Source organism: Ralstonia sp. PBBBR1 (assembly GCF_002256165.1).
Lineage (GTDB): Bacteria > Pseudomonadota > Gammaproteobacteria > Burkholderiales > Burkholderiaceae > Ralstonia > Ralstonia thomasii.
Map to the genome: position 1 here is coordinate 365180 of NZ_NKIL01000002.1, position 13013 is coordinate 378192.

The 13013-nt window shown below is 64.1% G+C and carries 12 protein-coding genes; 3 read left to right on the forward strand and 9 right to left on the reverse strand.

Annotated elements, in window-relative coordinates; translation table 11 throughout:
* Positions 1–79 precede the first annotated feature (79 nt).
* Together radA and alr are read right to left on the reverse strand one after the other, a co-directional pair.
* Positions 80–1450, reverse strand: a complete 1371-nt coding sequence (gene radA / locus CFE42_RS01730; RefSeq protein ID WP_004626603.1) for a DNA repair protein RadA — start codon at positions 1448–1450, stop codon at positions 80–82.
* Between the two features lie 68 nt (positions 1451–1518).
* Positions 1519–2643 carry an alanine racemase gene (alr, locus tag CFE42_RS01735; protein WP_004626601.1) on the reverse strand — a complete coding sequence of 375 codons (1125 nt, stop codon included), beginning with the start codon at positions 2641–2643 and terminating at the stop codon, positions 1519–1521.
* A gap of 647 nt (positions 2644–3290) precedes the next feature.
* Between alr and lplT the strand changes: the two genes are divergently transcribed.
* Complete coding sequence (gene lplT / locus CFE42_RS01740) at positions 3291–4607, forward strand: lysophospholipid transporter LplT (RefSeq protein ID WP_004626599.1); 1317 nt, start codon at positions 3291–3293, stop codon at positions 4605–4607.
* A 27-nt stretch (positions 4608–4634) separates the two neighbouring features.
* On the opposite strand, the gene CFE42_RS01745 is transcribed toward lplT, so the two are convergent.
* From CFE42_RS01745 to tsaB, 3 genes are read right to left on the reverse strand one after another with little or no spacing between them, the layout of a single operon-like run.
* A complete protein-coding gene (locus CFE42_RS01745) occupies positions 4635–5429 on the reverse strand; it encodes a uracil-DNA glycosylase (RefSeq protein WP_004626597.1) in 795 nt (264 codons plus the stop codon).
* Positions 5426–5953 carry a ribosomal protein S18-alanine N-acetyltransferase gene (gene rimI, locus CFE42_RS01750; protein WP_004626595.1) on the reverse strand — a complete coding sequence of 176 codons (528 nt, stop codon included), beginning with the start codon at positions 5951–5953 and terminating at the stop codon, positions 5426–5428. The genes CFE42_RS01745 and rimI overlap by 4 nt, the downstream gene beginning before the upstream one ends.
* A complete protein-coding gene (gene tsaB / locus CFE42_RS01755) occupies positions 5950–6690 on the reverse strand; it encodes a tRNA (adenosine(37)-N6)-threonylcarbamoyltransferase complex dimerization subunit type 1 TsaB (RefSeq protein WP_004626593.1) in 741 nt (246 codons plus the stop codon). The genes rimI and tsaB overlap by 4 nt, the downstream gene beginning before the upstream one ends.
* A 173-nt stretch (positions 6691–6863) precedes the next feature.
* Here tsaB and CFE42_RS01760 point away from each other — a divergent pair, with 173 nt between their 5' ends.
* Positions 6864–7133, forward strand: a complete 270-nt coding sequence (locus tag CFE42_RS01760; protein ID WP_004626591.1) for an acyl-CoA-binding protein — start codon at positions 6864–6866, stop codon at positions 7131–7133.
* A gap of 43 nt (positions 7134–7176) precedes the next feature.
* Here the strand turns inward: CFE42_RS01760 and CFE42_RS01765 are convergent, their stop codons facing one another.
* From CFE42_RS01765 to CFE42_RS01780, 4 genes are all read right to left on the reverse strand, one after another.
* A complete protein-coding gene (locus CFE42_RS01765) occupies positions 7177–8634 on the reverse strand; it encodes a DHA2 family efflux MFS transporter permease subunit (RefSeq protein ID WP_004626588.1) in 1458 nt (485 codons plus the stop codon).
* Between the two features lie 90 nt (positions 8635–8724).
* Positions 8725–9195, reverse strand: a complete 471-nt coding sequence (locus CFE42_RS01770) for an SRPBCC family protein (protein WP_004626586.1) — start codon at positions 9193–9195, stop codon at positions 8725–8727.
* 243 nt (positions 9196–9438) lie between these two features.
* Entirely contained in the window at positions 9439–11019 is a 1581-nt protein-coding gene (gene aceB / locus CFE42_RS01775) for a malate synthase A (RefSeq protein WP_004626584.1), read from the reverse strand.
* An 85-nt stretch (positions 11020–11104) separates the two neighbouring features.
* A complete protein-coding gene (locus tag CFE42_RS01780; RefSeq protein WP_004626582.1) occupies positions 11105–11803 on the reverse strand; it encodes a haloacid dehalogenase type II in 699 nt (232 codons plus the stop codon).
* A 218-nt stretch (positions 11804–12021) separates the two neighbouring features.
* Between CFE42_RS01780 and CFE42_RS01785 the strand changes: the two genes are divergently transcribed.
* Positions 12022–12951, forward strand: coding sequence for a LysR family transcriptional regulator (locus CFE42_RS01785; RefSeq protein ID WP_004626580.1), 930 nt, complete (start codon positions 12022–12024; stop codon positions 12949–12951).
* The last annotated feature ends 62 nt before the right edge of the window (positions 12952–13013 follow it).

Sequence of the window (13013 nt, forward strand, 5' to 3'; positions counted from 1 at the left end):
AAGTTGGCGGATTATCGCACCGCAACGGCACACGCATTTTCAAATGGCACGAGCGATACCGTAGTGAAATTTTGAACGATCAAGCCTCGAGCGCCCGCACCCGATCGATGGCCTGTTCAATGCGCTCGACGGCAATGACCTCCAGCCCATCGATTGCCTGCTTTGGGGCGTTGGATTTCGGGATCACGGCAATCGAGAAGCCCAGCTTGGCGGCTTCCTTCAACCGCTCCTGGCCGCGCGGCGTCGGGCGGATCTCCCCGGCCAGGCCGATCTCGCCGAACACCACCAGCCCGCGTGGGAGCGCCTTGTTGCGCATCGACGAATGGATGGCCAGCAGCACGGCCAGATCCGCCGCGGGCTCGGTAATCTTCACGCCGCCCACCGCGTTCAGGAACACGTCCTGGTCAAAGCACGCAATGCCGGCGTGGCGGTGCAGCACCGCCAGCAACATCGCCAGCCGATTCTGCTCCAGGCCCACCGCCAGGCGGCGCGGGTTCGGCACGTTGGCCGTATCCACCAGCGCCTGGATTTCCACCAGCAGCGGCCGCGTGCCCTCCTGCGTCACCAGCACGCACGAGCCCGGCACCACCTGTTCGTGCTGCGACAGGAAGAGCGCCGACGGATTCGCCACGCCACGCAGGCCGCGCTCCGTCATCGCAAACACGCCCAGCTCGTTGACGGCGCCGAAACGGTTCTTGAACGCCCGCACCAGCCGGTAGGCGGAATGCGTATCGCCCTCGAAATACAGCACCGTATCGACAATGTGTTCGAGCACACGGGGGCCTGCCAGCGCGCCTTCCTTGGTCACATGGCCAACGAGAATGGTCGTCACATCCAGCCGCTTGGCAATGCGCGTCAACTGCGCCGCGCATTCCCGCACCTGGGCCACGGAGCCTGGCGCCGAGGTCAGCGCCTCGGAATACAGCGTCTGGATCGAATCGATGACGACGACTTCCGGCTTTTCCGTTTCGATCGTCGCCTGGATGCGCTCCAACTGGATCTCCGCCAGCAGCGCAAGGTTCGGGCTTTCGATGCCCAGGCGACGCGCACGAAGCGCGATCTGTGAGCCGGACTCCTCGCCGCTCACGTACAACACCCGCCGATCGGCCGACAGGTTGGACAGCGCCTGCAGCAACAGCGTCGATTTGCCGATCCCGGGATCGCCGCCGATCAGCACAACACCGCCGCTGACGAGGCCACCGCCCAGTACGCGGTCAAATTCGTCTATGCCGCTGGAGAAGCGCGGCACATCCACCGCGTCGATGTCCGACAGCTTGCGCACCGTCGCGCTGGAGGCGAGCGACTGGAAGCGCGCGCCGGCGCCGGACGTCGGCTGCGCGACGGTTTCCACCAGCGTGTTCCACTGCTGGCAATTCGGGCACTGCCCCGCCCACTTCGGTGCCGTGCCACCACATTCGGTGCACGTATAGACCGTCTTGCTCTTGGCCAAACAACCCCCTGCTTACGGCGCCGCGCATGGGCGACCGCCGCTTGATCTTTGTATTGACGATGCGGCGCTCAGGCAGCCTTGCCCAGGTCGCCGGCCTCTGCCGTGCCGACGGGCTCGACCAATACCGGCACGCGCGGCGCCAGTGCGCACATCAGCTCATAGCCAACCGTGCCGGAGGCCTGTGCGACGTCGTCGATCGGCAAGCCCTCGCCCCACAGCGTGACGGGCGTGCCGACACGCGCCTCGGGCACGCCGGCCAGATCCACGGTGATCATGTCCATCGACACGCGGCCCACGATGTGCGTGCGCACGCCGTCGACCAGCACCGGCGTATGGTTGCCGTCCCAGCCCGGCGCATGGCGCGGGTAGCCGTCGGCATAACCGCACGCGACCACGCCGATGCGCATCGGGTGCTCCACGGTAAAGCGCGAGCCGTAACCGATCGTCGCGCCCGGCTGCAGATCCTGGATGGCGATCAGCTCGCTCTTGAGCGACATGGCGGGCATCAGGCCTGTGCCGTCAATATCCGCCGCCACGCCCGTCGGCGATGCGCCGTACATGATCACGCCTGGGCGCACCCAGTCGCGATGCGCCTTCGGATGCCACAGCGTGGCCGCGGAGTTGGACAGCGACGCTTCGCCCGGCAAACCTTGCGTGGCGCGCTCAAACGCCGTGAGTTGATGCTCGATGCCACGCGGGCCGTCGGCATCCGAAAAATGCGTCATGTGGACGATCGTGCCGACGCCTGAAATGGCGCGGGCGCGCTCCCATGCGGCGCGGTAGGCGGCGGGAGCGAAGCCGAGTCGGCTCATGCCCGTATTGATCTTGAGCTGCACGCTGGTGGGCCCTTTCAGGCGCGCCAGTTCCAGCATGCGCAGTTGCTCTTCGCAGTGGACGGTGGTCGTCAGGCGGTACTGCTCGACGATGGCCAGGTCTTCCGGCTTGAAAAAGCCTTCGAGCAGGAGGACCGGCCCCTGCCAGCCGAGTTGGCGCAGGCGGACGGCCTCGTCCAGATCGAGCAGACCGAAACCGTCGGTCTGGCGCAGGCCTTCATACACGCGTTCGATACCGTGGCCGTACGCGTTGGCTTTGACGACAGCCCACACGCGCGAGTTGGGCGCATGACGGCGGGCAATCTGGAGATTATTGGCAAGTGCTGGGCCGTGGATGACGGCCTGGATGGGTCTTGGCATGACGGCAAACCTGCAAAACGTGAATGCGATGGCGCGCTCGTGGCGCGGCGTCGGTGCTGCAGTGCAACAGGCAAATTGACTGTGCGGAGGCCGGTGCGCCCGGCCTCACGCGGTGAGCGTTCTATTTGACCACAGGACACCAACTGGTTCGCGCCTGTCATCAGCATGCTCAGAAAGAAAGTGCGCCGCCGTCACCGGAAGCGCACAAGTTTCATGATATAAAGCCGTTCAATTTAGGCATGGGAAAACCGTCGTGATGCGCAGCCAGCATGAGGAAAGTTGGGCACCAGCCACTTCTCTTTGCGCGATGGCGTCACATCGGGTTTGAGCATGCAAACAGGCGAGACCAAAACAAACTGCGGGCGGAACGCATGGCCCGAACGCCTGTCAGTGAAGATTCCCACGGTTGTCCGGCGGTGCGCGGCTTGCAGCACCGAACGGGCTCCGTCCAAGGGAACCACAATCAGGGGAGCCCACGCGGGCGCTGGCTTCAATGCCGCCACCGCGCACCTGTGCGCTGCGCGGCCACTCAGCCGACGCACCGCTTGGCCGGCACCCCCCGGAGGGCGCTTCCGGGAGCTGGCACGCTGCCGGCAAGACGTGAAGACGAACATGGCACCGCGGTCTACGGGGACGAATTCGAAGGTATGAAGAAGGGTTTTTACACCATCATGGCGGCGCAGTTTTTTTCGTCGCTCGCTGACAATGCGCTGCTCATTGCCGCCATCGCCCTTCTCACAGAGATGCATGCGCCGCAGTGGATGACCCCGCTGCTCAAATTGTTCTTCGTACTCTCTTACGTTCTACTTGCCGCCTTCGTGGGCGCATTTGCCGACTCCCGCCCCAAAGGCAAGGTGATGCTCATCACCAATGCCATCAAGCTGGTTGGTTGTGGCGTGATGCTCACCGGCCTGCATCCGTTGCTCGCCTATGGTGTGGTCGGCTTCGGTGCGGCGGCATATTCGCCGGCCAAGTACGGCATCCTTACCGAACTCCTCCCCCCTGAAAAGCTGGTCGCGGCCAATGGATGGATCGAAGGCCTGACCGTCGGCTCGATCATCCTCGGCACCGTGCTAGGTGGGGCCTTGATCTCCAACCATGTCTCGGCATGGCTGCTGTCGTTCGACATTCCTGGGCTTGAGCGCATCGATACACCGGCCGAAGCGGCCATGCTGGTGATCATGGTGATCTACCTGATCGCGGCGCTGTTCAACACGCGCATTCCCGATACCGGCGCACGCTATCCGCAGCAGGAAAAGAATCCGGTACGTCTCATTTCCGAGTTTGCCGACTGCTTCAACGCCCTGTGGCACGACAGGCTGGGCCAGATTTCCCTGGCGGTGACGACGCTGTTCTGGGGAGCGGGCGCCACGCTGCAATTCATCGTGCTGAAGTGGGCAGAGCAATCGCTGGAGCTGAACCTCTCGCAGGGTGCCATTCTGCAGGCCGTGGTCGCCGTAGGGGTGGCCGCGGGCGCCATGGCTGCCGCCGTGAAGATCCCCCTGCGCCGGTCGCTCGACGTGTTGCCAGTGGGCGTGGCAATGGGCGCGGTCGTCATGCTGATGGCGTTCTACACCAAGCACACGATTCCCGAAATCACATTCCACATCGGCCACATGAAGCTGCCGCTGTACATGATGATCGCCTACCTGTTCCTGATGATCGTGGGTGCGATGTCGGGCTTCTTCGTGGTGCCGATGAACGCGCTGCTGCAGCACCGCGGGCACGTGCTGCTCTCCGCCGGCCACTCGATTGCGGTGCAGAACTTCAATGAAAACGTCTCGGTGCTGCTGATGCTGTGCCTCTACGCGCTGCTCATCAAGCTCAATGTGTCGGTGGGCGTGGTGATCGTGTCGTTCGGCATCTTCGTCTGCCTGACGATGGCGCTGGTCATGCGCCGGCATCGCATCAACGAGAAACTGTTCCACACCGCCGCGCTCATCGGCGAAGACAAGCACCACTGACACAGTGCCCGCCCCGCCGGCGGACAGCTACTGGCCGCCACGCTCCGCGTAGATCTTGCGCGCCAGGCAGAGGTCTTCCCAGGCACGCGCCTTGTCGGTCAGCGTACGCAGCAGGTAGGCCGGGTGATAGGTCACCACCACGGGCACGCCTTCCACGTCATGCACCGTGCCGCGCAGCTTGCCGACAGGCGTCTGCGTCTGCAGCAGGTTCTGCGCGGCAACGCGGCCTAGCACGACGATGATGCGCGGCTTGACCAGCGCAATCTGACGCTTGAGATACGGATCGCACATCGCTGCTTCGTCTGGCTCCGGGTCCCGATTGCCGGGCGGGCGGCACTTGAGCACGTTGGCGATGAACACGCCCTTCTCGCGCGACAGGCCGATCGATCGCAGCATGCTGTCGAGCAGCTTGCCGGCCTGGCCGACAAACGGCTCGCCCTGCTTGTCTTCCTGCTCACCCGGCGCCTCGCCGATCAGCATCCATTCCGCCTCGCGATCGCCAACGCCGAAAACGGTGTTCGTGCGACGCTCGCAGAGCTTGCACGATGTGCAGTTGGAAACGGCAGCTTCGAGCTGTGCCCAGTCGAACGCGGCGATGCGCTGGGCGCGTGGTGCAGCCGTGTCCGATAACGCGTGCATGACAGGCGGTTCACCTCGCACGGGCACGGACTCGGCCGCAACAAACGAATCGGCTTCCACCTCTACGGCAACCGGCTCGGCGGCGGCGACCTCGACGGCCTCCAACCCGGCCGGCTCAGCCCCGCGCAAGGTCCATTCGGTCGAAACGCCCAGCGCTTCGAGCATTCGGGATCGACGATTCATGCTGCCTCCACCCCGCTCGCCTCGCACACCATGCGCATGACGAGGGCATCTTCGCGCGCGTTGTTCTCGGCCGGGTAATAGCGCTTGCGCCGGCCGATCTCGGCAAACCCGACACGGTGATACAGCGCAATCGCGCCGGTATTGGATGGGCGCACTTCCAGCAGCAGGCTGCCGAAGCCATGCGACAACGTGAGCGCCGCGGCCAGGCGCAGCAGCCAACGGCCAAGCCCTTGCTGTTGCCACGCCGGCGCAACGGTTACGTTGAGCAGGTGCATCTCGTCGACCACCGGCATGAGGATCAGGTAGCCCGCGACCTCGTTGCCGCCATCACGCAACACAATGCCGAGGTGCCCGGACTTGAGCGAATCCTCAAAGTTGCCGCGTGACCAGGGAAACGTGAACGCCACCTGCTCGAGCGCCGCAACGCCAGCCACATCGAGTGCCGTCATGCGCTCCGCCCGCCAGCCCGCAGGCAACGGCGCTTGCGTGATGACGCGGGCCAACGTGCTCTCGATCAGGCTCATGGCTGGGCACCTGCTGCAGCGGCCTCGGCCAGCTGCACCGCCTGCCGCTCTTCAATGGTGAGCGCAACCTTGTCACGCACATAGAGCGGCGCCGCGTCTTCGGGTCGGACCGTATGGCCGGCTGCCAGAAGGCGCAGACCCACGGCGATGATCTCGCGGGCGTGCGGCGCGACTTCGGGCAACACAGCCTCGGCGCCTGCGGCAATGCTTAACTGATCGCCGAACACCGCGGCGGCATTGCCTGCCAGCCAGTACCGCTGCGACGGCGCGGCAACGCTCTGCGGCCCGCTCACCTGGATGGCGGAAAGCGCATGCCACCCCGAGGCATCCTGCGCCGCATCGGCGGGCACGAAGCTGGCCCAGTAGCACTCGTCCATGCGCGCATCGAGTGCGATGGTCACGGCTGTGCCGGTGGGCAATGTTGTGCGCGTCTGTTCCGCGCAGGCGACGAGCGAGTTGACCGGCACGACAGGCAAGTCCGCACCAAAGGCCAAACCCTGCGCCACGCCACACGCTGTGCGCAGGCCAGTAAACGAACCAGGGCCAGCGCCAAAGGCAATCGCCGCGCAATCGGCCAGGGCGATGCCCGCCTCGGCCAGCAATTCGGAGGCCGCGGGCAGCACGCGGCTACTGGAGCGCGGGCCAGTGTGTTCATGTCGGAACAGCGTGCGCGTGCCGTCACCAAGGGCGACGGAACAGAACTCGGTGGAGGTGTCGAAAGCAAGAATCCAGGGCATGGCGGCATTGTAACGGCTGGTGTGGCGCCCGAAGGCGCAAACCCGTGGCCGCCGACGGGGAAACCGAGCGAAAAATCGACCCGAAAACCGAAGCCGTCCTCGAATTCAAACGGCCCGGCCGACCAACCCCGGCGCTATCATCGCCTGACCATTGTTTTCAGCCGGGAATCATCATGAGCGACCTGCAAGCCCGTTTCGACCAAGCCCAAATCGACGTCAAGGGCCTCTCCGAGCGCCCCGCCAACATGACGCTGCTGCGTCTGTACGCGCTGTACAAGCAAGGCGCCGAAGGCGACGCGCACGGCGACAAGCCGGGCTTTACCGACATCGTCGGGCGCTACAAGTTTGAGGCGTGGGAAGGCTTGAAAGGCACGTCGCAGGACGAAGCCAAGCAAAAGTACATCGACCTCGTCGAAGAACTGAAGAGCGGCGCAACGACCTGATCGTCGAATCGCCAACGAAGAACCGGGCCCCGTGCCCGGTTTTTTATTGCGCTGCAGGAATGGCGGACGGCAGCTCGCGGCGGCGCATGCGCCATGCAGCCAGCACGGCCAGTGCGCACAGCGTGCCGAGAAAGACGAAGGTCTCGTCAAAGGCCAGGATGCGCGCCTCCGGGTCGACTGCCGCACCGTGCACCGTTTCGATACCGCGCGTGGCGAGCCGCCATTGCAGAAAAATGCCCGTAGCCGACACGCCGATCGCCCCGCCTAATTGGCGCAGGAAATTGACGGCGCTGGAGCCTTGCGCGATCAACGTGAAATCGACACCGCGCATGGCGCCAAGGCTCAGCGATGGCAGCACGAAACCGAGCCCAACCCGCCCGATGACGGCGATGGCGATCAGCAGCAGATAGCTCGTTGCCCGGGTGTTGGTGGCCATCAGGAAAAACGACAGCGCCAGGGCCGCCAGCCCGAACGACACCAGTCGGAAAGGCTCGATGCGATTGGTCAGGCGCCCAGCCAGCATGATCGTCACGGCCAGCACGAGGCCGGCCGGCAGCAGCACCAGCCCGGCGCGCGACGGCGCATAGGCCAGCGCCACCTGCATATACACGGGCACAAGGTACGTCGAACCGTACAGCCCTGCCCCGTAGATGAAAGCCACGACTGCCCCCATCGCAAACTGCCGGTAGCTGAACAGCCGCAGGTTCAGCAACGGCGACTCCACCCGCCGCTGCCAGAACACGAAGCCCGCCAGGCACACGCCCGACACGAGCATCAGCACAACGCCATGCGTCACATCGCCGTGCAGCGCGACCAGTCCGTTGAGCAGCGTGACGGTCGCACCGCCGATTAGCAGCAGGCCACGCCAATCGAGCGGCTTGGGCTCTCCTGCCATCGACGAGTTGATGGCCATGAAGCGCCGCGCCATCGCCCAGCCGATCAGCGTGAACGGCATCACCACGAAGAAGATCGAGCGCCAGCCGAACAATTCCACCAGGAAACCGCCCACGCTCGGGCCCACGGCGGGTGCCAGCACGACGCCAAAACCGAACAGGCCGAACGCCTTGCCCTGCTCGCGCTCGGGAAACACGCGCAGGATCAGGATGTTGGGCAGCGGCTGCATGATGCCGGCCGCAATCCCTTCCACGACGCGCATGGCGATCATTACTTCGTAATTGGGCGACAGGCCACCCGCCAGCCCGCCGACGCCCAGCAGCAGCAACGCGCCGATAAACGTGCGACGCAGCCCGAAACGCAGCAGCAGCCACGGTGTCAGCAGCATCGACAACGTCATCGCCACCATGAAACTCGCCGACACCCACTGCGCGCGCTCCTGCCCGAGCACGAAGTGCCGGCTCAGGTCCGGAATCGCCACATTCACGATGGTGGCGGAGATGACGGACGACACCGCACCCACCATCAGCGTGAAGAGAACGAGCCATTTGAAGCGCTCGCCGTAACGCGCGCGCAGCGCCTCCAGGGTGGGCGTGAATGTCGTCATGGTCTCGTTGTCGTGATGTGTGAGACGACCAGGGTGCAGGCAGAGCAAACCCGGCCGGCGCCTCCTCCAGCGCCGGCCGGGCAAGACACGTCAGCCGAGGCGGCCGGTGGCGGCGATCTCCCGGATGCGGCGTACGGTGTCGATGTCGGATTCGCGGTAGGCGGATTTGACGATCTCGGCGTAGCGCGTGTCGCCGGTTTCATCGGCATTGGGCAGCGTCGTGTCGTAGACGAAGCGGATGAACGCGGCGTTGGCCTCGTTGCTCTCGATTGTCATCGTCAGCGACCCGCCGGCGTGTTCGCCGGTGGCTGCGGTGGTGTAGGTCACGCGCTTGTGCGGCTCGAGCGTCACGCGATCCTGGATGCGCGCCTTGCCGAAAACGAGTTCGCGCTCGACCCAGCCTTCGCCTTCAGCGGTGATGATGCATGCGTCCAGGCTTTCGACAAATTCGGTTTGCTCGCGCACGCGCAGCACCAGACCTTGCCAGATCTGGTTCAGGGTGAGCGTGTCGATGAGGGGGTTCAGTGGATCGTTGACTTCCACCAGGTGTTCAAAGCGCAAAGCGGCCTCCGCAAGATTTCGTGACATTATCGCGCGGCGCGGGCGACCTTGCGCCAAATGAAAAAACGCCGGCGGGTTGCCCCAACCGGCGTTTCCGTTGCGCACTTTAAGCGTCGCTTAAAAATCGTTCACGGTCCGTAGCGAGCGACCCGAGGTTGGCGCGAGAAGCGCAGCCGTACATGAGTACGGCGAGCATCGCAGGGCCAAGATCGGGCCGCGCAGTAGGACTGTGAGCGATTTTTTTTAGATTTCTTCGTACAGCGGCAGGGTCAGGAATTCCGCAAAGTCTTCCGACGTCGACATCTGTTCGAAGATCACTGCAGCGCGGTCAAAGTGGCCCACCGCGCCCGTCTCCTTCACCTTGGCCAATTCTTCCGGGATCAGCTTGCGCACCAGTTCGGCCGTGACCTTGGTGCCGTCTTCCAGCTTGCCCTTGGGCGAGCGGATCCACTGCCACACCTGCGAGCGGGAGATTTCCGCCGTGGCGGCGTCTTCCATCAGGTTGTGGATTGGCACGCAACCGTTGCCAGCCAGCCAGGCACCCAGGTAGTGGATGCCGACGTTGATGTTCATGCGCAGGCCAGCTTCGGTGATCGGCGTTTCCGGCTGGAAGTCCAGCAGGTCCGCAGCCTTCACTTCCACGTCCGGGCGTTGCTTCTCGAACTGGTTCGGCTTGTCGCCCAGCACTGCCACGAATTCCTTCATGGCCGGCTCGACCAGGCCCGGGTGCGCCACCCAGCCGCCATCGTAGCCGTCGGTCGCATCGCGCTTCTTGTCGCCGATGATGCCGGCCATGGCGATGGCGTTCTTCTCCGGATCGTTCTTGATCGGGATCAGCGCGCTCATGCCGCCGATGGCGGGCGCACCGCGCTTGTGGCAGGTCTTGAGCAGCAGCAGCGCGTAGGCGCGCATGAACGGCGAGGTCATCGTCACCTTGGCGCGATCGGCCAGGCAGAAGTTCTTGTCGACCTTGAACTTCTTGATGCACGAGAAGATGTAGTCCCAACGGCCGGCGTTCAGGCCTGCGCTGTGCTCACGCAGTTCGTACAGGATTTCTTCCATCTCGAACGCGGCGAGGATGGTTTCGATCAGCACAGTGGCCTTGATCGTGCCTTGCGGCAGGCCGATCTCGTTCTGTGCCATCACGAAGATGTCGTTCCAAAGGCGCGCTTCCAGATGGCTTTCCATCTTCGGCAGGTAGAAGAACGGGCCGGCGCCACGCGCGATCTGCTCCTTTGCGTTGTGGAAGAGGAACAGCGCAAAGTCGAAGATGCCGCCGGACACGCGCTCGCCGTCGATCAGCACATGCTTCTCGTCCAGATGCCAGCCGCGCGGACGCACCTGCAGCGTGGCGATCTTGTCGTTGAGCTTGTAGGTCTTGCCGTTCTGCTCCAGCGTCAGCGTGCGGCGGATGGCGGCCTTCAGGTTGACCTGGCCCTGGATCTGGTTGTGCCAGCTCGGCGAATTCGAATCTTCGAAGTCGGTCATGTAGCTGTCCGCGCCCGAGTTGAACGCGTTGATGACCATCTTGGCATCGACCGGGCCGGTGATTTCCACGCGGCGGCAATGCAGTGCCGGCGGGATCGGAGCAACCTTCCAGTCTCCTTCACGCACGGCCTTGGTTTCCGGCAGGAAATCCGGGCGCTCGCCGGCGTCCAGGCGCTTGGCGCGCTCGACACGGGCAGCCAGCAGCTCTTTACGACGCGGCTGGAAGGCACGGTGCAGCTTGGCGACCAGCGCCAGCGCTTCGGGGGTCAGAATGTCTTCATAGGCCGGCAGAATCTCAGCCTTGATCTCCATGCCTTGGGGCAGCGTGAGCGCCATGGTTGTTCTCCAGAGGATGATGTGAGGGTTGAACGCGCTTTGGTCTTACTTTGGCCCTATGGCTGGGCCGATTCAATGCAATGCCTTACGTTGCTTGTGTTGCCTGCACGAACTGCAGCAGATCGCGCATATCGTGGCCGGCCGCGGTAGGCGCCACGTCGAGTGCCTCGGGCGGATGCCCCAGGCGGTTGATCCAGAACGTTGTGAAGCCGTACCACGTCGCGCCGCAGGCATCCCAGCCATTGGACGAGACAAACAGAATCTGTTCCGCCGGCACACCAAACGCTTGTGGCGCCAGCGCATAGGCCTGCGGCGCGGTCTTGTAGAGCTTGACCGCGTCGACCGACAGCACGTGATCGAACAGCCCGGACATGCCGGCACTCTTCACGGCAATGTCGAGCATCTGCGGGTTGCCGTTGGAGAGGATGCCCAGCGGCAAGCCCATCTCACGCAGGCGGCGCAGCGCGGGCACGTTCTCGGGAAACGCGGACAGGCACGCATATTCGCGCATCAGCGTGGCTTCGTCATGGGCGGAAAGCTCTACGCCCAGGCGTGCCGCCGCATAGCGCAGCGCATCGACGGTGATGTCCCAGAACGGCTTGTAGTGTTCACCCGAGGGGCCGGCCAGCGAGCGGATGCGCGTGTAGTCGATCTGCTTGTCGCGCCACAGCACCGACAGTGCTTCGCCCTTGCCGGCAAACAGTTGCTCGGCGCGCGCGGCCACGGAATACACGTCGAACAACGTGCCATAGGCATCGAACACCACCGCGCGAATCGAACGCATCAGAAGCTCCACGGACCCGAAGGCTACCCGCTCGTACGTTCCATTACGCAGAACGCCTTGCCGACCTTCGCAACGAGGGCCATTGTAGAAAAGCTGACGCACCGCACAAAGACGGCAATGGTCACTTGATCTTTAACTTTTACCAATGGAATGACGAGTGATAACCTTTATATTCGTCACAATCCCGCAGGCCCCGGTTGCCACGGTATACATTAGGCATGGATCATTTCAAGCAGCTCGAAACCTTTGTCGCCGTCGCCACACGCGGCAGCTTGTCCGCCGCCGCCGCCGCGGAGGGCGTGGCGCCTGCCATCATCGGGCGCCGCATCGACGCGCTGGAGGAGCGCCTGGGCGTAAAGCTGCTCGTGCGCACCACGCGGCGCATCACCCTCACGTTCGAGGGATCGGCGTTCCTGGAAGATTGCCAACGTATTCTCAATGACCTGCACAACGCCGAGGCCAGCGTCTCGGCCGGTGGCGTAAAAGCCAGCGGGCACCTGCGCGTGACCGCCCCGGCCGGTTTTGGCCGCCGCCATGTCGCGCCGATGGTGCCGGACTTCATCGAGACGCATCCCGATGTCTCGATGACGCTGGACCTGGGCGACCGTGTCGTCGACCTGGTCAACGAAGGCTTCGATTGCGCGATCCGCCTGGGCGACCTGCCCGATTCGAGCCTCGTTTCGATCCGCCTGTGGGAAAACCGCCGCGTGGTGGTGGCTGCGCCGTCGTACCTGGAGCGCCGCGGCGTTCCAACGCAGGTGGAGCAGCTTTCGACGCACAACTGTCTGGCCTTTGGCGCCAGTGCCAACGTGCAGCGCGGCTGGGTCTTCCAGCAAGGCGGCAAGGCCGTCACCGTCAAGGTGTCGGGCACGATGGAATGCACCGACGGCGCCGTGCTGCGCGAGTGGTGCCTGCAAGGCTATGGCCTGGCGTGGCGCTCATGGTGGGAGGTCGGACACGACATTGCCACGGGCAAGCTGGTCACGGTGCTCGATGCCTTTGAAGCGCCGCCGATTGGCATCCATGCGGTGTTTCCGCAGCGCAAGCATCTGCCGCTGCGCGTGCGTCTTTTTATCGATTTTCTAAAGAACACGTATGGCAACCCGGCCTACTGGCGCCGGGCAGACGCCTTGATCGGGATGGATTAGCAATCACCCCGAGTGGGTGAAACGTCGCATGCGGCCTACAATCAAGACAAGAACATCTTCCC